We start from the raw sequence: 20,510 nt of genomic DNA on the forward strand, positions 1-20,510 counted from the left end.
GGGGCAGTTATTTCCGTCGAAAGGACAAGGACATGAGGGCTTCCAGCACGATGCTCGGCATCGGGGTCGCGATGATGATCGCGGGGATATTCGCGATCATCAACCCGCTCGCGGCCTCGGTCGCGGTCACCACCATCGTCGGCCTCGTGCTGCTGGTGGCGGGCGGGGTGTCGCTGATCTCGCTCCTGGCGGACGGCAGCTACCGCAGCCGGATGTGGAACATCGTGATCGCCGGGCTCTCGGTGATCGCGGGCTTCTGGATGCTGACCAATCCGCTCGAGGGGACGGTGTCGCTCACCATCATCCTCGGCGCGCTGTTCTTCGTGATCGGCCTGATCCGCCTGCTGATGCTGCCCGCCCTGCGGGGCACGCCCGGCTTCTTGCCGCTGCTGATCTCGGGCGGGGCGTCGGTCATCATCGGTCTCCTTGTCCTCTTCGGCTTCGCAGAGCTGCAGTCGACGCTCCTCGGCTACCTGCTGGGCTTCCAGCTTCTGGCCGAGGGCATCGCGCTGGCGGCGCTCGGATACCTCGGCCGGCGGGGCGGCGTCTGACGTCCCCGGCCATGTACTGACACGGGCGGAGGGACCTTCCTCCGCCACACCACGACAACCCAGCCGGTCCGTGGGGCCGGTCAGGAGGACCTTATGGAAAAGTTCGAGAAAGTGACCGGGATCGCGGCGCCGATGCCGCTGGTGAACATCGACACCGACATGATCATCCCCAAGCAGTTCCTGAAGACGATCAAGCGCTCGGGGCTGGGCGTGAACCTCTTCGACGAGATGCGCTATGACGACAACGGCAACGAGATCCCCGATTTCGTGCTGAACAAGCCGGCCTACCGCGAGGCGAAGATCCTCGTTGCGGGTGACAATTTCGGCTGCGGCTCCTCGCGCGAACACGCGCCCTGGGCGCTGGCGGATTTCGGCATCAAGGTGATCGTCTCGACCAGCTACGCCGACATCTTCTACAACAACTGCTTCAAGAACGGCATGCTGCCGATCGTCCTGCCGGAAGAGCAGGTCGAGGCGCTGATGAAGGACGCCGAGAAGGGCGCCAACGCCCGGATGGAGGTCGACCTGGAAAGCCAGACGATCACCGATTCCACCGGCGCCGCCTATCATTTCGAGGTCGATCCCTTCCGCAAGCACTGCCTGCTCGAGGGGCTGGACGACATCGGACTGACGCTCGAGAAGGCCGGCGCGATCGAGACCTTCGAGGCGCAGGCATCGCAGTGGCGGCCTTGGGTCTGACCCCCTGATCGCTACAATATGTTGAAAAAGGGGCGGTTTCGCCCCTTTTTTGCGCGGAAATTGATGCAGGAAAGCACCAGTATACCCGTCATTTCGCCCCATTGGTGATGTCGAATACCCTGGACGCTTGAGGCCTTGCGGCAAAAGCGGCAACATTTGGGCAATATTGAGGCATCCGCCATGCGCGGTATCAAGTTGGAACATCGGGTCGGCGACGCATCGGCCCGGGCCAGTTTGAAGGACATCGAACTGTGATCGTGAGATTGACAGGTGCGTTCCTGCGCGCCCTCCTGGTGGCTTTGACCATCGTGACGCCGGCCCTTCTGCTGCCCGACACGGCCGCGGACACCGCGCAGGTCGTGGTGCTGCTGGCGCTGATCGCGGGCGCCTTCGTCTTCATCGAATACTACAGCCGCTACCCCTCGATCATCGAGTTCCGCTTCGCGCCGCCGTTCAACCGGCTGCGCTTCTACGCCGTCTTCCTGACCGTGCTGCTGCTGACCGTGCACCGCGCCGGAGAGGCGCTCGACACGCCGGTGGCCGATCTCTTCAGCGCCTTCGGCAGGTTGCTCAGCGGGTTGCTGGACTTCCCCTATTCGCCCGTGCGCCTCGTCCTGCTGGCCCTGCCGGAGGGCACGCCGCCCGCCATGATGGCCGAGGTGCGGGATGCGGCGAGCATCGCCTACCTCGTGGCCCTCGGGCTGCTCCTGTGCTTCGCGTGGCTGGTCAAGATCAAGGGCTGGCCGGGACGGCAGGGCGCCTTCAACGTCTGGCTGAACCTGCCGCTCTTCGATCCGACCGGCGGTGGCGACGTTCTGGCCCGGCTGAAGCGCGATTCGAGCATTAACATCGTATTAGGGTTTCTCCTGCCATTCTTGACCCCGGCGGCCTTCAAGCTGGTCGTGCTGGTGATCGGCCCCGTGTCGATCACCTCTCCGCAGACACTGATCTGGGTGATGACGGCATGGGCGATCGTACCGGCGAACCTCGTGATGCGCGGCATCGCGCTGCACCGCATCGCGGTGATGATCGAGGAAAAGCGCCGCCGCACCTACGAGGAATCGAAGGCCGAGGAGCAGTTCCAGGCCGCCTGATCCTCGCGCTTGCCTTCTGCCTCACCGCCGGCATCGCCGCGGCCGAGACTTTGCGGGTCGGCTATCTTCACACCGAATTGTCGCGCGAGGGGCCCGGGCTGATGCTGCGGGACATCGTCTCGGACGCGCCGCAGGTCGCGGCCCTCCGCGCGGTGATCGGCGCCGCGGAGGCGGACGTGCTGGTGCTGGGCGACATGGATTACGATGCGCAGGGGGCCGCTCTTGATGCGTTGAACGCGGGGCTGGCGACTCCCTATCCCCACGCGCAGGCCCTGCAGGGCAATGCCGGGATCGACACCGGGCTGGACCTCGACGGCGATGGCAGGCTGGGGCGGCCGCGCGACATGCAGGCCTACGGGCGGTTCGCGGGACAGTCGGGCCTGGGCATCCTGTCGCGCCTGCCGATCGGGGCGCCGGTCTCGCTGAACGCGCTCCTGTGGCAGGACGTCCCCGGCAGCCTGATGTCCGCCGAGGAGCGCGACACCGCGGGCGATGTCCAGCGGCTGTCCTCCGGCGGGCACTGGATCGTGCCGCTGGCGCCTGTGAACGGCCCGGCGCTGACCCTGATGGTCTTCCACGCCACGCCCCCCGTCTTCGACGGGCCGGAGGACCGCAACGGCCGGCGCAACGCGGACGAGATCGCGCTGTGGCAGAGGCTGCTCGACGGCGCGCTGGACAGCCCCGCCCCCTCCGGCTCTTTCGTGATCGCGGGCACCGCCAATATCGACCCGGCGGACGGAGAGGGGCGGCTGGAGGCGATTGGCGACCTGCTGGCCGATCCGCGGCTGATCGATCCGCGCCCCGCTTCTCCGGGCGGCGCGGCGGCCGAGGCCGGCGGTCAGACCGGCGATCCCGCGCTGGATACCGTCGACTGGCCCGAGCCCGCGCCCGGGAACCTCCGGGTGGATTACGTGCTGCCCTCCGCCGATCTGCGGCTGGACCGGCCCGGGGTGCTCTGGCCCGAGAAGGGCGCGGAGCTGGCCGAGAGCGTCGCGGTGGCAAGCCGGCACCGCCTGGTCTGGATCGACATCCTGCGCTGAGGGCCGGAGGCGGTGCTGGCGCGGGCCGAGCTTCCCCCGACCTGCCCCGTCCCATGCGCGCCCCGGGACGGCGCCCCGGGGGGTAGATCGGCGGAACTGCGTTGCCGTCCGCTCGAGAGCGCCGGGACCGTCAGGCCGCCGCGCTCCGGCCCGCCGCGCGTGTTTCGGGGCGGAGGGGGTGGATCGCCTCGGCCAGCGCGGCGTCGAGCGGGGTGGGCACGAAGCCCGGCAGCAGCCGCCCGAGCGGCGCGGGGTCGAGCCGGTGCGGCAGCGACCAGAGGTAGCGCATCTCGAACACGCCGCGCAGAACCGGCAGGAAGGGCCGGGCGAGCTGCAGCTGCCACCAGGGAAACCGCCCGGCGCGGACCGTGTGCCCGGTGACGCGGGAGAGGGCGCCCGCCAGATCCCGCCCGGTGAGGGTGTGGCCGGGGACCGGCACCTGTTCGAATCGCGCAAGGTCGTCGCGTTCGGCCAGCGCCACCGCGATCCGGGCGGCGTCGGGCAGCCAGCACCAGGCGTGCTCGGTGTCGACGGGTCCGGGATAGGCGATCCGGCCCTTCCAGACGTCCCTGGCGATGAAGCGGTCGAACCAGTTGCCCGAGGCGCGGTCGTCGATGAAGTCGCCCATGTAGAGCATGATCGTCCGGACGCCGCTGTCGCGATACAGCGCCTCCATCTCGCGGCGGAGCCGTCCGAGGGGGTTCGTGGCCCGCATCGGGGCCCCGGGGCCGAAGACCGGCCCGGCGCCGGGGCCGAAGCCGTAGACGCTGCCCGGCACGATGACCGGAATGTCATGGGTGCGCGCCGCGTCGATCGTCATCCGGTGCAGCGGCAGAAGCTGCGTGTCCCAAAGATCGTAGGTCGGCGGGTGCATCCCCATGACGACGACATCGGCATCCGCGGCCGCGCGGGTCAGGTCCCCGGTCCTGCGGTCGAAGCGATGGACGTGCCAGCCGGCCGCGGCGAAGGCGCGGGCGGCATGGCGTCCGAACCTGCCGTTGGCGCCGGTGATGAGAGCGGTCTTGCGGGTCATGGCCTGGTCTCCTTTCAGATGATGCGAGGAAGATGAGGCATTCACGGGCATATCGGAATTGCGAGAAAATGACGGTCGTGTATTCATGAATGAATGGATAACGCGTTCGCACAGCTCGACTGGTCGCTCGTTCAGGCCTTCCTCGCCGTGGCACGCGAAGGCTCGCTGTCGGGCGGGGCGCGGGCGCTCGGGATCAGCCAGCCGACGCTGGGGCGGCACATTGCGCGGCTGGAGGCAGAGACCGGGCTGTCGCTCTTCGCGCGGCAGCCGCGCGGGCTCGACCTGACCGAAGCGGGGCGGGCGCTGCGCCCGCCAGCCGAGCGGATGGCGGCCGCGATGGCCGAGATGGCGCTGGCCGCCGCCGGGCGGGACGAGGCGCTGACCGGCACCGTCCGGATCACCGCGAGCGAGGTCGTGGCGCATCACATCCTGCCGCGGATCGTGGCGGAGCTCCTTGCGGAAGCGCCCGGCATCTCGGTCGAGATCGACGCCAGCAACGCCAGCGGCAACCTCTTGTTCCGCGAGGCCGACATCGCGGTCAGGATGTTCCGGCCCGAGCAGCTCGACCTCGTGACCCGGCGCTTGGGCGAGATCGAGATCGGCTGCTTCGCGGCCACCGCCTATCTCGACCGGCGCGGGCGGCCCCGGACGGGCGCGGATCTTGCCGGGCACGACCTCATCGGCTTCGACCGGTCCGAACTGATGCTGCGCGCGATGCGCGGCCTGGGCTGGCCGCTGACGCGGGAGGATTTCCGGCTCAGGACCGACGACCAGGTCGCCTATTGGGAATACCTGCGCGCCGGCTGCGGGATCGGCTTCTTCCAGGCCCATGTCGCGCGCGCGACCGATTGCATCGAGGAGCTGCTGCCGGAACTGACGGTCCCGGGCCTGCCGGTCTGGATCGCGGCGCATGAAAAGGTCCGGCGCATCCCCCGCGTGGACCTCGTCTGGCGCCTGCTGGAGCGCGGGTTGAAGCCGTTTCTGACGCCCGCCTGACGCAGGGTTTCTTGACCGCCCCCGGCCAAAGGGATACCCGAGCCGGGACACGGGAAAAGGAACGATCGAATGAGCAACCCCTCGCTTCTCATCCTGCCGGGCGACGGCATCGGGCCCGAGGTGATGGCCGAAGTGCGCAAGATCATCGACTGGTTCGGCGACAAGCGCGGCGTCAGCTTCGACGTGAGCGAGGACCTCGTCGGCGGCTGCGCCTACGACAAGCACGGCACGCCGCTGCATGACGACACGATGGCCAGGGCGCAGGAGGTCGACGCCGTCCTGCTGGGTGCCGTCGGCGGGCCGAAATACGACAAGCTCGACTTCAGCGTGAAGCCGGAACGCGGGCTGCTGCGGCTGCGCAAGGAGATGGACCTCTACGCCAACCTGCGCCCGGCCCAGTGCTTTGACGCGCTGGCCGATTTCTCGTCCCTGAAGAAGGACGTGGTCGCGGGCCTCGACATCATGATCATCCGCGAGCTCACCTCGGGCGTCTATTTCGGCGAGCCGCGCGGCATCATCAAGGAAGGCAACGAGCGCGTCGGCATCAACACGCAGCGCTACACCGAGAGCGAGATCGCCCGCGTGGCACGCTCGGCCTTCGAGATGGCGCGCAAGCGGTCGAACAAGGTCTGCTCGATGGAGAAGGCCAACGTGATGGAATCGGGCATCCTGTGGCGCGACGTCGTGCAGGAGATCCACGACGCCGAGTATCCGGATGTCGAGCTGTCGCACATGTACGCCGACGCCGGCGCCATGCAGCTGACCCGCTGGCCCAAGCAGTTCGACGTGATCGTGACCGACAACCTCTTCGGCGACCTGCTGTCCGACCTCGCCGCGATGCTCACGGGTTCGCTCGGGATGCTGCCCTCGGCCTCGCTGGGTGCCCCGATGGCCAATGGCCGTCCGAAGGCGCTTTACGAGCCGGTGCACGGCTCGGCCCCCGACATCGCGGGTCAGGGCAAGGCGAACCCGATCGCCTGCATCCTCAGCTTCGCCATGGCGCTGCGGTATTCGTTCGACATGGGCGACGAGGCCGCACGGGTCGAGACGGCGGTCGAGAAGGTGCTCGCCGACGGTCTCAGGACTGCCGATCTTCTGGGCGAAGAGGGCAAATCTCCGGTCAGCACGTCGGAAATGGGCGATGCGATCGTCGCGGCGCTCGATGCCAGCCTCGCATGACGCTCCGGCGGTCCTAGTCTGGCACTGATCCGGACAGAGGACCGCCGATGGCACCGAATGCGCGGGGCGCGCTGACCGCCCTTCTGGCTTTTGCCATCTTCGCCACCCATGACGTGGTGGTGAAGACCCTGGGGACGCAGTACAGCGCCTTCCAGATCGTCTTCTTCAGCGTGCTCTTCGGCTTCCCGTTGGCGATGCTGATGCTGATCCGGGACGTGACCCCGGGCACCCTGCGGCCGGTCCACCCGTGGTGGACGCTCGGCCGCACGGCAGCGGCGGTCACCACCGGGGTCAGCGCCTTCTACGCCTTCTCGGTGCTGCCGCTGGCGCAGACCTACGCGATCCTCTTCTCGGCCCCGCTGCTGGTGACCGTCTTCTCGATCCCGATCCTGGGCGAGACGGTCCGCCTGCGCCGCTGGTCCGCCGTGATCGTCGGCCTCTGTGGCGTGCTCGTCGTGCTGCGGCCCGGCGGGACGGAGCTGGGTCTGGGACATGCCGCGGCGCTGCTGGCGGCGGTCTCGTCCTCGCTCGCCTCGGTCATCGTCCGCAAGATCGGGCGCGAGGAACGCAGCGTGGTGCTCCTGCTCTACCCGATGCTGGCGCAATTCGTGATCATGGGGGCGGCGCTGCCCTTCGTCTACAAGCCGATGCCGGTCGGCCACCTGGGGCTCTCGGCGGGCATGGCGGCGATGGCCTTCCTCGCCGCCGCGCTGATGATCGAGGCCTATCGCCACGGCGAGGCGGTGATCGTCGCGCCGATGCAATACAGCCAGATCATCTGGGCCACGGTCTACGGCATGCTCTTCTTCTCCGAGATCCCGGACACGACGACGCTGGCGGGCGCCGGGATCGTGGTGGCAAGCGGGCTCTACATCGTGCTGCGCGAGGGCCGCGCCCGAAGCTCGGCCAACCGCCCGGTGCTGCAGACCCGGTCGCGGTTCGAGACCGGGACGGCGCCGCGGGTCGGCGCGCTTCTGCGGCTGAAACGGCCCCGGCGCGACGACCCCGCGGGGGACCGCAACGCGCCGTGAGGCGCGGGCGCCGGGCGGGCCGCGACACGCCGTCGTGACAATTGCCGTCATGACCGGCAGCGCGCCGCCTTTTCCGGTTCTTGTGTTTTGCACAGGGACCGCGACGGGCCTATATAGAGCACTGCATTTGCAAGGGGCCCGACGTGATCCGATTCATCCTGTCCTTCTTCGGCGGCATCTTCACGATGCTGACGCTCGGCCTCGCCGTGGGTGCCCTGTCGATCGGCGCGATCTTCTGGGTCTACGGCCGCGACCTGCCGTCCCATGAAAGCCTGGCGCAGTACCAGCCGAAGACGATCAGCCGCATCTATTCCGGCGAGGGGCGGATCATCGACGAATTCGCGGTCGAACGCCGGCTCTTCGCCCCGGCCGAAGAGATCCCGGACCTGATCAAGCAGGCCTTCATCTCGGCCGAGGACAAGAACTTCTACAACCACGCGGGCTATGACACCCGCGGCATGGTGGCGGCGGCCGTCGACGCGGTGAAATCCCGCGGCCGCGACGTGCGCGGCGCCTCGACCATCACCCAGCAGGTGATGAAGAACTTCCTGCTCGACGGCTCGCGCCGGGTCGAACGCAAGATCAAGGAGATCATCCTCGCCACCCGCCTGGAAGAGACGCTGTCGAAGGAGAAGATCCTCGAGCTCTACCTGAACGAGATCTTCCTCGGCCAGAACTCCTATGGCGTGGCCGCCGCGGCGCAGACCTATTTCAACAAGACGCTGGGCGAGCTCGAGCCGCACGAGGCCGCGATGCTGGCGGCCATGCCCCAGGCGCCCAGCAAGTATCATCCCGTCCATGCCAAGGAGCGCGTGACGCAGCGCCGGAACTACGTGCTGCGCGAGATGAAGGAAAACGGCTACATCACCCAGGCGGTCTATGAGTCGGAGATCAAGAAACCCCTCCGCACCGTGCAGAACGGCGATTTCGAGAGCTTCAAGGCCGCCCTGCCGCCGCGTGATTATTTCACCGATGAAATACGCCGCCAGCTCAGCCGCGACTTCGGCGAGGGCGAATTCCTGACCGGCGGCTTCGCCGTCCGCGCCACCATCGACCCCGAGATGCAGATCGAGGCGGCGAAGGCGCTGCGCACCCAGCTCGAACAGTTCGACCGCAGCCTCGGCCGCTGGCGCGGCACCGGCAAGACCATCGAGGAGGCGAACCTCGCCTCCGAGGACGCCTGGCGCGCGGCGCTGGCGTCGACCGACGTGGCGCGCGACATCGACCTCGACGGCAAGTGGTACCCGGCGGTCGTGCTCGAGGTCGGCGACGAGCAGATGCGCCTCGGGATCGAGGGCGTCGAGGAGACCGAGGCGGAGCCCTTCGTGGTGCCGCGCAAGGACATCGGCTGGCTTCGCGGCTCGTTCCAGGACAATTTCAAGCGCGGCGACGTCGTCTTCGTCCGCCGGATGACCGAGGACGACTCGGGCGCCTTCATCCGCTGGTCGCTCCGCCAGGTGCCCGAGGTCGAGGGCGGGTTCATGGCGATGGACGTGAACACCGGACGGGTGATCGCGATGCAGGGCGGGTTCTCCTACGAGCATTCGGTCTTCAACCGCGCGACGCAGGCGCGGCGCCAGCCCGGGTCGAGCTTCAAGCCCTTCGTCTATGCCTCGGCGCTCGACAGCGGCTACACGCCCGCGACCATCGTGATCGACGCGCCGATCGAGATCGATACCGGCCAGGGCATCTGGCGGCCGACCAACGCGAGCAACCAGTTCTACGGGCCGACCCCGCTCCGGACCGGGATCGAGAAGTCGCGGAACCTGATGACCGTGCGCCTCGCGCAGGAGGTCGGCATGGATGTCGTCGCGGCCTATGCTGAACGTTTCGGGGTCTATGACAACATGGGCCCCTACCTCGCCAACGCGCTCGGCTCGGAAGAGACGACGCTGTTCAAGATGGTCGCGGCCTACGCGATGTTCGCCAACGGCGGCGAGCGGGTCGAACCGACCCTCGTCGACCGGGTGCAGGACCGCTACGGCAAGACGATCTACCGCCACGACCAGCGCGTCTGCACCGATTGCGACAACCCGGCCCTGCCCTCCAGCCAGCCGCCGCATATCGACTCGCGCCGCGAGCGGGTGATGAACGCGATCACCGCCTACCAGCTCACCTCGATGATGCAGGGCGTGGTCCAGCGGGGCACCGCCGCGGGCGCGGTGAACCTGCCGGTGCCGACCGCGGGCAAGACCGGCACGACGAACGATGCGAAGGACGTCTGGTTCATCGGCTTCACCTCGAACATCGTGGCGGGCTGCTACATCGGCTATGACGATCCCCGGTCGCTGGGCCGCGGCGCGTCGGGCGGCGGCTATTGCGGGCCGGTGTTCCAGCGCTTCATGGAGAAGGCGGTGAAGAAATACGGCGGCGGCAAGTTCCGCATCCCGCCGGGCGGCCACTTCATCAAGATCGACCGCTTCACCGGCGCGCGGCTGGCCGACGACGCACAGGGCGAGAACGTGGTGGCCGAGTACTTCCGCGACGGCGAAGAGCCCGTCTTCGGCATCTCCTTCGACGGCGGCTTCGCCATGGGGGCCAACCTGCCGCTCTTCGACGAGGTCCCGCAGGGCGGACGCGAGGTCACGACCTCCACCGGGCGCAAGGCGGTGGTCGGGCCGAAGGCCGATTTCGGGACGCTCAGCTCGGGCGGGCTCTATTGAGGCCGGGACGAGAGGCGACATCACCGGCCTGACCGGGGGACCCCGTGACGAGAGGTCCTCGACGCGGGTCCGGGGATGACGGCACGGCGGCGGGGCCGGAAACGGTGCCCGTCTTGTCCGTCAGCGGTCTTCGCGGTATCAGGCTGGCCAGATCCAAAGGAACATTCCCATGCGTGCCGAAGCCCAGAACATCGTCGCCGAGATCGAGAAGAGCCTCGAACTGCTCGGCCAGCGGATGGACCTCTCGACCGCCCAGCACCGGCTTGAGGAATTCAACGCCCGGGTCGAGGATCCCAACCTCTGGGACGACCCGGCCAAGGCGCAGGCGCTGATGCGCGACCGGCAGGCGCTGGTCGACAGCCTCGAGGGCTACAACGCCATCCGGCAGGAGCTGGACGACAATGTCGAGCTGATCGAGATGGGCGAGGAGGAAGGCGACGCCGACGTGGTCTCGGAGGCCGAGGCGGCGCTGAAGGCGCTGCGCGCGAAGGCCGCCGAGAAGGAGCTCGAGGCGCTGCTGAACGGCGAGGCCGACGGCAACGACACCTTCCTCGAGATCAACGCGGGCGCCGGCGGCACCGAGGCCTGCGACTGGGCCAACATGCTGCAGCGGATGTATGTCCGCTGGGCCGAGAAGCGCGGCTTCAAGGTGGAACTGCAATCCGAGGAAGCGGGCTCCGAGGCGGGGATCAAGTCGATCGCCTACAAGATCTCGGGGCACAACGCCTATGGCTGGCTGAAATCGGAAAGCGGCGTGCACCGGCTGGTGCGGATCTCGCCCTTCGGGAAGGGCACGCGGGAGACCTCCTTCGCCTCCGTCTGGGTCTATCCGGTGGTGGACGACAATATCGAGATCGAGGTGAACCCCTCGGACATCCGGATCGACACCTATCGCTCCTCGGGCGCGGGCGGGCAGCACGTGAACACCACCGACTCGGCGGTGCGGATCACCCACCATCCCACCGGGATCGTCGTGACCTCGTCCGAGAAGTCGCAGCACCAGAACCGGGACATCGCCATGAAGGCGCTGAAATCGCGGCTCTACCAGCTCGAGCTCGACAAGCGGAACGCGGCGATCAACGAGGCGCACGAGAACAAGGGCTCGGCCGGCTGGGGCAACCAGATCCGCTCCTACGTCCTGCAGCCCTACCAGATGGTGAAGGACCTGCGGACGAACCACGAGACCTCCGACACGCAGGGCGTGCTGGACGGCGACCTCGACGATTTCATGGCGGCGACGCTGGCGATGGACCTCACCGGGAAGAGCCGGGCCGAGGCGAACGCGGAGCTCTAATTTCGACGCCGGTGCTCTGGCGCCGTTCTCTGCAGCGCTCGGATCAGAGCACCCGCCCGGCGGCACGCCGGGCAGCGCCGACCCGCCCCCCTGGGGCGGCGCTGCCCTTGTTTCCCTGATCGGCTGTTTCGCCTAGCGCCGCCCGCCCGCCATCCGCGCCGCCTCGGGCCGGGCGCGGAGCGTCAGCATCGCTGCCGCCCCCACCACCGGCCCGGGCACCAGCATCAGGAACGCCCATTGCCAGCCGCCGATCCAGGCGGCGAAGAGCGGCAGCGCCCAGATCGCCACCACCGTCAGCGCGAAACCGATCCCCAGTTGCAGCGCCAGTGCCGTGCCGACGAAGCGCGGATCGGCGAGCTCCGTCACCGCCGCCGAGAACTGCGCGCTGTCGCCGATCACCGTGATCCCCCAGACCAGCGCCACGAGGGCCAGCACCCAGGGCGGCCCGTCGAAGGCGAAGCCTATGCAGAGCGCCGCGAGGCCGGAGCAGATCATCATCCCCGCGGTTGTCCGGCAGCGCCCGAAACGGTCCGACAGGACCCCTCCGGCGATGCAGCCCACGACGCCGCCCGCCACGACGACGAAGGTCATCATCGAGGCCGACCCGAAGGGCACCCGCGCCAGCCCCTCGGACGCCGCGGTGGCGAAGGCGAGGAACCAGGCCCACATGGCATAGAGCTCCCACATGTGGCCGAAATAGCCGAGGTTCGCGAGGGCCACGGGGCGATTGCGAAGCACCGCGAGGCTCTGTCGCGGGTCGAAGGTGGCGCGGCCGAAGGCGTGGGGGCCTTCGCGGACGGTCAGGGCGATGAGCCCGGCGCCGAGGAGCGCGGCGCCGGAAGAGGCGATCACCACCGCCTCCCATGCCACGCCCGCCGTGAGCGCCCGGAACAGGTGCGGCACCGAGGAGCCCAGCGTCAGCGCCCCGATCAGGAACCCGAGCGCCAGCCCGCGCCCCGCGACGAACCACGTCGCCATCAGCTTCAGCGCGGGCGGATAGACCGCGGCCAGCGCCATGCCGGTCACGAGCCGCGCGGCAAGCGCCCCGGCGAAGCCGGGCCCGGTCAGGAGCCAGCCATTCGCCAGCGCCGCGACGAGGGCCGCCACGGCCATGAGCACATGCATCCGCACGATGTCCGGCAGGTTGATCAGGCTCGACCCGACCGCCCCGATCACGAAGCCGATCTGCACCGCGTTGGTCAGCCAGGCCGCCTGCGCGGGCGACAGGCTCCAGGCCAGGACAAGCTCGGGGACGATGGCGGTGGCCGAGAACCACGTCGTCATCACCCCGATCACGCCGATGCAGATGAGCGCCAGCGCCCGCCAGCGCCCGGGGGCGGGGTTCAGCCGTCGATCTGCGCCGCCGTCAGCGCGATGGCCTGTTGATAGACGGTCGCCGCGTTCCACTCGTTGAGGACCCTGAAGTTGGGGGTGCCCTCCTGGTAGGGCTGCCCGGGCTGCCAGCCCTTCTGCCGCAGGAAGTTGGCCGTGGATGCCATGGCGTCCGTCACGTTGTAAAGATCGACCCGGCCGTCGCCGTTGCCGTCCTGTCCGTAGCGGATGACGTTGCCCGGCAGGAACTGGGTGTGCCCGACCTCGCCATGGGCGGCGCCGATGGCGTTCGGGTCGAGCCAGCCGTTGTCCACCATCCGCAGTGCGGCAAGGAGGTGGTCGGTGAAGAAGGCCGAGCGGCGGCAATCGTAGGCCACCGTGGCGATGGAGGAGATCACGCGGTACTTGCCGAAGGTGTTGCCGAAGCCCGATTCCATCCCGTGGATCGCCAGCAGGATGCCGGCGGGCACGCCGTAATTCCGCTCGAGCCCGGCGTAGAAGTTCGGGTTGGCGTTCTTCTTCTGCTTGCCGATCCGGGCGATCGCGTCGGTGCCGCGGATGCGCATGAACTCGGACAGCGAATAGCGCACGCCGGTCTGTTTCCGGTCGGCGTTGATCGTGCCCTGGGAATACTGCGCCGCGGCCAGGGCCTGCTGGCCCCGGGGGCCCACCCCGGCGGCTGCGGCCTCCTGCGCGAAGGCGGATTTCCAGGCGTTGAACCCGGCCGAGGTATTGCCGCATTGCGCGGCGGCGGCCGTGGAGGCGGTCAGGGCCAGGGCGGCGAGGGTGTGGCAGATGCGGGTGATCACTGTCGGTCTCCGGACTACGTTTCTCGGGCAAAGGTAGTGCGGGGCAGGGGGGCGGGCGAGTCCCGTTTCAGGATGAGGACAGGGCAGGGCTGTGGCCGACCTGCGGAATGCCCCGAGGCGCAGGCGCCATGGCGATGCAGGCCGGGCTTCGGCCCGGCAGCCGGTCCCCGTGGCGGCCGACCGGAACGGGTGCGCACTTTGCGCGCACCGCCCGCGCCCGATGGGCCCCACCCCCCGCTTCCCACCTGTCCCGCGCCGGCCCGCCGTTGCACCCCGCTCCGCATCCTGCTTCTCTGGCGGCGCACAATCGGACCAAGAAAGCCCCCCATGACCCTTCTCGACCTCTCCGGCCGCGAGATCGCGCGCCGGATCGCCGCCCGCGAAACCTCAGCCACGGAGGTCATGACCGCCGCCCTCGACCGGATCGACGCCGTGAACGGCAAGGTCAACGCGCTGGTCAGCCTGCGCCCGCGCGACGACCTGATGGCCGAGGCCGCCGCCGCCGACCGCGCGCTCGAGGCGGGGGAACGGGCCGGTCCGCTGCACGGCCTGCCGATCGCGGTGAAGGATCTCGCCAATGTCGCGGGGCTGCGAACCTCGATGGGCTCGCCGATCACCGAAGGGACCGTCGCGCAGACCGACGACCTGTTCGCCGCGCGGATGCGCGACGCGGGGGCGATCTTCATCGGCAAGGCCAACGCGCCGGAATTCGGACTGGGCAGCCACACGTTCAACCCGGTCTTCGGCGCGACGCTCAACCCCTACGCCCCCGACCGCTCGGCCGGAGGCTCCTCGGGCGGGTCGGGCGCGGCGCTGGCGGCGCGGATGCAATGGCTCTGCGACGGGTCCGACGCCATGGGATCCCTGCGCAACCCGGCGGGCTGGAACAACGTCTACGGTTTCCGCCCGTCCTGGGGCCGCATTCCGCCCGACGCGGCGGGGGACGCGGTGATGCACCCGCTCTCGACCATGGGGCCCATGGCGCGCGACGTGGGCGACCTGGCCTACCTGCTCGACGTGATGGCCGGGCCCGCGCCCCATGCGCCCTACGGGCCGGCGCCCGAGCGGTTCTCGGGCCGGATCGCGGCGCCGGTCAAGGGCCGCCGGATCGCCTGGGGCGGCGACTGGGGCGGCGCCTGGCCGATGGAGCCCGGCGTCATGGAGCTCTGTGAGACGGCCGTCGCGACCTTCTCCGACCTCGGCTGCGAGGTCGAGACGATCGCGCCCCCCTTCCCGGCGGAGGACCTGTGGGAGAGCTGGACCGTGCTCCGCGCCTTCTCGGTGCTGGGCCGGGTCGGACCGCTGTACGAGAACCCGAAGACCCGCGCGCAGCTGCGCGACGTGGCGATCTGGGAGGTCGAGCAGGGCCTCGCCCTCACGCCGCAGAAAATCCTCCGCGCCAGCGCAATCCGGTCGCGCTGGCACGCCGCCCTGGCCAGGTTCTTCGAGAGCTACGATGCCCTCGTCCTGCCGACCGCCCAGTGTTTCCCCTTCCCGGTGGAGCAGAGCCACCCGACCCGAATCGCCGGGCGCGAGATGGACACCTATCACCGCTGGATGGAGGTCATGATCCCCGCCAGCCTCGCCGGCCTGCCCGCGCTCGGCGCCCCGGCGGGCTTCTCGTCCGAGGGGCTGCCCATGGGCCTGCAGATCATCGGCCCCTACGGCGGCGATCTGGGCGTTCTGCAACTGGGCGAGGCCTATCATGGCGCCACGGGCTGGCCGGACCGCAGCCCGCCGCCGCTCTGACAGGAAATTCCCCGGCGTCGCCCTCGCGCCCCCTTGTCAAACCCCGGCATCCGGGGTAATCCGCCCGCCACGGTCGGAGTGTAGCTCAGCCTGGTAGAGCACTGTCTTCGGGAGGCAGGGGTCGGAGGTTCGAATCCTCTCACTCCGACCAAGTAAACAAGGCGCCTTCGGGCGCCTTTTTGCTTGCCGGGGGTGCGCCTGGGTTCGTTGGACCTGAGCGCCGCCCGAAGTCCGGCACATCGGCGGCACGACGGCGGTGGTCCGGGCCGAACCGCGCAGAGGTGGACGCCGTGATCCGGGTGGCCTTGCCGGACAGCGCGGCAGAGATCGGCGCACCGCCGGAAGCGTCCTTCCGGGCTCTGGCCGGTCCGGGGCGCGGGATGACCTCTTGACCCTCCAGTGACTGGAAGGATTACATGTGCTGTGCATCAGGCTCTCCGAGCGAAAGGACAGGCCATGGCCCACGCACATGCCGATCACCACCACACCTCCGACACCGTCACCCGCGATCCCGTATGCGGCATGACGGTTGATCCCGACGCCGGGAAACCCAGGGCCGAGCACGACGGGCACAGCTTCCACTTCTGCTCCGAGGGCTGCCGGTCGAAGTTCGTCGCCGACCCCGAGGCCTACCGCACCGCGAAGGACCCGGTCTGCGGCATGACCGTCGACCGCGCCACCGCCGCCTGGATGTCGAAGCACGAAGGGCAGCGGATCTACTTCTGCTCTCCCGGCTGCCAGGAAAAGTTCGAGGCCGACCCCGCCGCGTATATGGGCGACCGCCCCGCGCCCGAGGCGATGCCGAAGGGCACGCAATACACCTGCCCGATGCATCCCGAGATCGTCCGCGACGGCCCCGGAGACTGCCCGATCTGCGGCATGGCGCTGGAACCGATGATGCCCTCCGCCGACAGCGGGCCGAATCCGGAATACGTCGATTTCAAGCGCCGGCTCTGGATCACCGCGCCGCTGGCGCTGACGATCTTCCTGCTCGAGATGGGGGCGCATCTCGGCCTGCCCTTCGCCGACTGGATCGGGCATTCGGCCTTCGGGTGGGTCCAGTTCGCGCTGGCGACGCCGGTGGTCTGGATCTGCCGGCCGTTCTTCAAGCGGGGCTGGGCCTCGATCGTGAACCGCTCGCCGAACATGTGGACGCTGATCGCGCTCGGCACCGGGGCGGCCTACCTCTTCTCCATCGTCTCGCTGCTGGCGCCCGGGCTGCTGCCCGCGCAGCTGGCGGACGGCATGGGCATGACGCCGGTCTATTTCGAGGCGACGGCGGTGATCCTCGTCCTCGTGCTGACCGGGCAGGTCATGGAGCTGGCGGCGCGGGAGCGCACCGGCGACGCGATCCGGGCGCTGATGGACCTCGCCCCCAAGACGGCGCGGCGGGTGAAGGACGGCAGGGAGGAGGATGTCGAACTCGACGCCTTGCGGACGGGTGACATCCTGCGGGTCCGCCCCGGCGAGAGCGTCCCGGTGGACGGCGTGGTGATCGAGGGCCATTCCTCGGTCGACGAGAGCATGATCACCGGCGAGCCGGTCCCGGTCGAGAAGGTCGCGGGCGAGGACGTCACCGGCGGGACGCTGAACAAGACCGGGAGCTTCCTGATGGAGGCGCGCAACGTCGGCGACGACACCACGCTTGCACGGATCGTGCAGATGGTCGCCTCGGCCCAGCGGTCGCGTGCGCCGATCCAGGCGATGGCCGACCGGGTGGCGGAATACTTCGTGCCCGCCGTGGTGGTCGTGGCCCTGCTGGCCTTCCTCGCGTGGTGGGTCCTCGGGCCGGAACCGGCGCTCTCCTATGCCTTCGTCGCGGCGGTCTCCGTGCTGATCATCGCCTGCCCCTGTGCGCTCGGCCTTGCGACGCCGATGTCGATCATGGTGGCGACCGGGCGCGGCGCCAATGCCGGGGTGCTGATCCGCGACGCCGAGGCGCTTGAACGGTTCGCGAAGGTCGACGTGCTGATCGTCGACAAGACCGGCACGCTGACCGAGGGCAGGCCGACGCTGACCGACGCCGAACCGGCGGACGGGGTCGAGGCGGCCGACATGCTCTCCCTCGCCGCCGCGCTGGAGCGGGGCTCCGAGCATCCGCTGGCCGAGGCCATCGTCGCCGGAGCGGAAGAGCGCGGCGCACCGGTACGGCAGAGCTCCGCCTTCGATTCGGTCACCGGCAAGGGGGTGACGGGCGAAGTCGACGGCCGAAAGGTGGCGCTTGGCAATGCCGCACTGATGGCGGACCTCGCCGTCACGCCCGGCCCGCTCGCCGACCGGGCGAAAGCGCTTCAGGCCGAGGGCAAGACGGCGATGTTTGTCGCGGTGGACGGCAGGCCCGCCGGGCTGATCGCCGTCGCCGACCGGGTGAAGGAAACGACGCCGGCGGCGATCCGTGCCCTCCACCACCTCGGCCTGCGCATCGTCATGGCGACGGGCGACGCGGAGGCGACCGCAAAGGCTGTGGCGAAGGATCTCGGGATCGACGAGGTCCATGCCGGGGTCAGCCCCGAGGACAAGGGCGCCCTCGTCCGCAAGCTCAGGGCGGAGGGCCTCTCCGTCGCCATGGCCGGGGACGGGGTCAACGACGCCCCGGCGCTCGCCGAGGCGGACGTGGGCATCGCCATGGGCACCGGCGCGGACGTGGCCGTGGAGAGCGCGGGCATCACGCTGGTCAAGGGCGACCTGACCGGCATCGTGAGGGCCCGGAAGCTGGCCGAGGCGACGATGTCCAACATCCGACAGAACCTGTTCTTCGCTTTCGTCTACAACACGGCCGGCGTGCCGCTGGCGGCGGGCATCCTCTATCCGGTCTTCGGCCTCCTGCTCTCGCCCATCGTGGCGGCGGCGGCGATGAGCCTGTCGTCGGTCTCGGTCATCGGCAACGCGCTCAGGCTTCGCGCTAAGAAGCTCTGAAAACGGGAGGAGGCCGGTGAGCCGGCCTCCTTCGGCTCCCGGTTACGTGATCCCCGACGGCCGGAACCCCCTGTTGACCGCAAGGTGATGGCGCAGGCATAGTCCGGGGGCGTTTCCGGAGGTTCGATGCGGCATTTCCTTGCCATCCTGATGCTGGTCTTCACCGCCTGGGCAATCCTGCCCTCGGCGGCGCAGGCGCATGGGACGCCGCACGAGATGCCGGTTCTGGGCGCTTGCCCGGATTGCACCGAGATGGCGGACGCACAGGCCGCGGAGCAGTCCGAGGGCCACAGGTGCCACCACGGTGCCGGATGCGCCGTCCATGGCCTTCTGGCGATCACGCCCACCGTCGCGCCCTCTCCGGGCCTGACCGGCGGTCCGCGACCCGCGGCTCACGCCGCACCGCGCTCTGCCATGGTGGCCCGGGACCTGCCGCCTCCACGATCCTGATCGCACCCCACGCGATAACCGCGGCCTGACACGCCGCGAGCAAGACCGCGCGGCTTCGTGCCGCGCCCTTCAGGATCATGAAGATGAACAAGTTTATCCCGGCCATTGCCGCGGCCCTCGTGCTGGCTGCCGGCGCCTACACCTACACCCTGACCCGCGCTCCGGAGCCGACGCCCCCCGAGGCCCGCCAGGCGGCGCCCCAGGAGGGGGACGCCCTCGTCGCGATCACCATGCCTGACTCGCTCTCTCCCGAGGCAACGATGGGCCAGCGCGCGTTCGAGGCGACCTGCGCCGACTGCCACGGAGAGAACGCGACCGGCAAGATGGGGTTCGGTCCGCCACTCGTGCACAAGATCTACGAGCCCTCGCACCACGCCGACATGGCGTTCCAGATGGCCGTCCAGAACGGCGTCCGGGCGCATCACTGGAAGTTCGGCGACATGCCGCCCCAGACCGGCCTGACGCCCTCGGATGTCGCGAACATCGTCGCCTATGTCCGCGAGCTTCAGCGCGCCAACGGGATCGAGTGAGATGGGAGCCCTCCCGACACGACGCGCCGCCCGCGCCGCCGTGCCGGTCTGCGCAGGCGCGCAGGACCTGCGCACCGCGCGCGACGCGACGAAACAGGGCGCCCCGCCGACCCACCGGGCCGCCGGGGCCCGGGTCCGTGACGGCCACCTCCCGGGCGCGGGCCTGCGGGTGCCGCGGGGTGGCCGCGTCGCATCTCCACGGAAAGCATTTACGGCGGGTGCCGGGCGACGGCACCGAAACACCAAACGAGCAAGGACAACAGGATGAAGAAACAAGCGATCACCATGGCCCTCCTTCTGGCGGGCACCGCGGTTCTGGCCCATGGCGGGGTCAAGGACCCGGACGTGATGAACCGGATGATGGGCATGTCCGAGATGGCCAGGCAGGTGCAGATCCTCGGCGCCATGGCCAAGGGCGAAACCGCCTTTGACGCCGAGGCGGGCAACAAGGCGCTCGCGAAGCTCTCCGAGGAGGCGTCCTACATCCCGACCCTCTTCGAACCCGAGGCGACGGACCCGAAGTCCGAGGCGCTGCCGGTGATCTGGGAAAAGTACGACCGGTTCACCGCGCATGCGCAGGAGCTCGAGCGGGTCACCGGCGCGCTGGCCGGCACGATCGAGACCCGGGCCGACCTCGCCCCGGCGATGAGGCAGGTCGGTCAGGCCTGCGGCGCCTGCCACTCGAGCTTCCGCCAATGAAGGCGCTGCTGCTGGCCGCCCTCGTCGCGGGCTCCGCGGCCCAGGCGGATCACCGGCTGACCGGCCGCGACACCGCGGCGGGGGCGGCGCTCTACGCCGAGACCTGCGCGTCCTGCCACGGGGCCGAGCTCGAGGGTCAGCCCGACTGGCGCAGCCCCGGGGAGGACGGCGTGCTGCCCGCCCCGCCGCATGACGCGAGCGGCCACACCTGGCACCACGACACGCCGCTGCTGCTGGAATACACGCTGAAGGGCGGGCAGGCGGCTCTGGAGGCGCGGGGCGTCACCGGGTTCAAGAGCGGCATGCCTGCCTTCGAGGAGACGTTGAGCGAGGATCAGGTGCTCGACATCCTCGCCTTCATCCGCTCGACCTGGCCCGAGCGGGTGCAGGCGGCGCAAAGCGCGCGGACGCACGCCTCGGACTGAATGGCGCCCGGGATCGCGGA

At 69.4% G+C, this 20,510-nt stretch carries 18 protein-coding genes and 1 tRNA gene; 16 read left to right on the plus strand and 3 right to left on the minus strand.

Features of this window, described 5'->3' with window-relative positions:
* The first annotated feature begins 32 nt into the window (after positions 1-32).
* The 4 genes from Q344_RS0113445 (at position 33) to Q344_RS0113460 (ending at position 3,384) form a co-directional block, all read left to right on the plus strand.
* On the plus strand, positions 33-551 hold the full coding sequence (locus tag Q344_RS0113445; RefSeq protein WP_084178403.1) for an HdeD family acid-resistance protein: 519 nt from the start codon (positions 33-35) through the stop codon (positions 549-551).
* A gap of 93 nt (positions 552-644) precedes the next feature.
* Positions 645-1,250, plus strand: a complete 606-nt coding sequence (leuD, locus tag Q344_RS0113450) for a 3-isopropylmalate dehydratase small subunit (RefSeq protein WP_028287189.1) — start codon at positions 645-647, stop codon at positions 1,248-1,250.
* 251 nt (positions 1,251-1,501) lie between these two features.
* The gene (locus tag Q344_RS0113455) at positions 1,502-2,344 is read left to right on the plus strand and encodes a hypothetical protein (RefSeq protein ID WP_028287190.1); all 843 of its coding nucleotides are present in this window, start codon (positions 1,502-1,504) and stop codon (positions 2,342-2,344) included.
* Positions 2,345-2,445: 101 nt separating this feature from the next.
* Positions 2,446-3,384, plus strand: a complete 939-nt coding sequence (locus Q344_RS0113460; RefSeq protein WP_229669205.1) for an endonuclease/exonuclease/phosphatase family protein — start codon at positions 2,446-2,448, stop codon at positions 3,382-3,384.
* 130 nt (positions 3,385-3,514) lie between these two features.
* On the opposite strand, the gene Q344_RS0113465 is transcribed toward Q344_RS0113460, so the two are convergent.
* On the minus strand, positions 3,515-4,417 hold the full coding sequence (locus Q344_RS0113465) for a Rossmann-fold NAD(P)-binding domain-containing protein (RefSeq protein ID WP_028287192.1): 903 nt from the start codon (positions 4,415-4,417) through the stop codon (positions 3,515-3,517).
* A 93-nt stretch (positions 4,418-4,510) separates the two neighbouring features.
* On the opposite strand from Q344_RS0113465, the gene Q344_RS0113470 reads away from it, so the two are divergent.
* From Q344_RS0113470 to prfB, 5 genes are all read left to right on the plus strand, one after another.
* Entirely contained in the window at positions 4,511-5,413 is a 903-nt protein-coding gene (locus Q344_RS0113470) for a LysR family transcriptional regulator (protein ID WP_028287193.1), read from the plus strand.
* A 69-nt stretch (positions 5,414-5,482) separates the two neighbouring features.
* A complete protein-coding gene (gene leuB / locus Q344_RS0113475; protein WP_028287194.1) occupies positions 5,483-6,592 on the plus strand; it encodes a 3-isopropylmalate dehydrogenase in 1,110 nt (369 codons plus the stop codon).
* A gap of 47 nt (positions 6,593-6,639) precedes the next feature.
* Positions 6,640-7,623 (plus strand): DMT family transporter, encoded by a 984-nt coding sequence (locus tag Q344_RS0113480; RefSeq protein ID WP_028287195.1) that lies wholly within the window; start codon positions 6,640-6,642, stop codon positions 7,621-7,623.
* Positions 7,624-7,766: 143 nt separating this feature from the next.
* Positions 7,767-10,286 (plus strand): penicillin-binding protein 1A, encoded by a 2,520-nt coding sequence (locus Q344_RS0113485; protein ID WP_028287196.1) that lies wholly within the window; start codon positions 7,767-7,769, stop codon positions 10,284-10,286.
* A 169-nt stretch (positions 10,287-10,455) separates the two neighbouring features.
* Positions 10,456-11,580: a peptide chain release factor 2 gene (gene prfB, locus Q344_RS0113490; RefSeq protein ID WP_028287197.1), complete on the plus strand. Its 1,125-nt coding sequence runs from the start codon at positions 10,456-10,458 to the stop codon at positions 11,578-11,580.
* Between the two features lie 132 nt (positions 11,581-11,712).
* On the opposite strand, the gene Q344_RS26465 is transcribed toward prfB, so the two are convergent.
* Together Q344_RS26465 and Q344_RS26470 are read right to left on the minus strand one after the other, a co-directional pair.
* Positions 11,713-12,987: an MFS transporter gene (locus tag Q344_RS26465; protein WP_229669204.1), complete on the minus strand. Its 1,275-nt coding sequence runs from the start codon at positions 12,985-12,987 to the stop codon at positions 11,713-11,715.
* Positions 12,924-13,718: a lytic murein transglycosylase gene (locus Q344_RS26470; protein WP_028287199.1), complete on the minus strand. Its 795-nt coding sequence runs from the start codon at positions 13,716-13,718 to the stop codon at positions 12,924-12,926. The genes Q344_RS26465 and Q344_RS26470 overlap by 64 nt, the downstream gene beginning before the upstream one ends.
* A 330-nt stretch (positions 13,719-14,048) precedes the next feature.
* Here Q344_RS26470 and Q344_RS0113505 point away from each other — a divergent pair, with 330 nt between their 5' ends.
* The 7 genes from Q344_RS0113505 to Q344_RS0113535 all read left to right on the plus strand — a co-directional run bounded on the left by Q344_RS0113505 (position 14,049) and on the right by Q344_RS0113535 (position 20,490).
* Positions 14,049-15,470 carry an amidase gene (locus Q344_RS0113505; RefSeq protein ID WP_028287200.1) on the plus strand — a complete coding sequence of 474 codons (1,422 nt, stop codon included), beginning with the start codon at positions 14,049-14,051 and terminating at the stop codon, positions 15,468-15,470.
* A 74-nt stretch (positions 15,471-15,544) separates the two neighbouring features.
* Positions 15,545-15,621 (plus strand) — tRNA-Pro (locus Q344_RS0113510).
* Positions 15,622-15,926: 305 nt separating this feature from the next.
* On the plus strand, positions 15,927-18,386 hold the full coding sequence (locus Q344_RS0113515; protein ID WP_028287201.1) for a heavy metal translocating P-type ATPase: 2,460 nt from the start codon (positions 15,927-15,929) through the stop codon (positions 18,384-18,386).
* Between the two features lie 126 nt (positions 18,387-18,512).
* Positions 18,513-18,836 carry a hypothetical protein gene (locus Q344_RS0113520; protein ID WP_028287202.1) on the plus strand — a complete coding sequence of 108 codons (324 nt, stop codon included), beginning with the start codon at positions 18,513-18,515 and terminating at the stop codon, positions 18,834-18,836.
* 83 nt (positions 18,837-18,919) lie between these two features.
* Positions 18,920-19,366, plus strand: coding sequence for a c-type cytochrome (locus tag Q344_RS0113525; protein WP_028287203.1), 447 nt, complete (start codon positions 18,920-18,922; stop codon positions 19,364-19,366).
* Between the two features lie 264 nt (positions 19,367-19,630).
* A complete protein-coding gene (locus Q344_RS0113530) occupies positions 19,631-20,065 on the plus strand; it encodes a c-type cytochrome (protein ID WP_028287204.1) in 435 nt (144 codons plus the stop codon).
* Positions 20,062-20,490, plus strand: coding sequence for a c-type cytochrome (locus tag Q344_RS0113535; RefSeq protein WP_028287205.1), 429 nt, complete (start codon positions 20,062-20,064; stop codon positions 20,488-20,490). Before Q344_RS0113530 ends, Q344_RS0113535 begins: the two co-directional genes overlap by 4 nt.
* Positions 20,491-20,510 lie beyond the last annotated feature (20 nt).

It is taken from the genome of Pseudooceanicola nanhaiensis DSM 18065, from assembly GCF_000688295.1.
GTDB lineage: Bacteria > Pseudomonadota > Alphaproteobacteria > Rhodobacterales > Rhodobacteraceae > Pseudooceanicola > Pseudooceanicola nanhaiensis.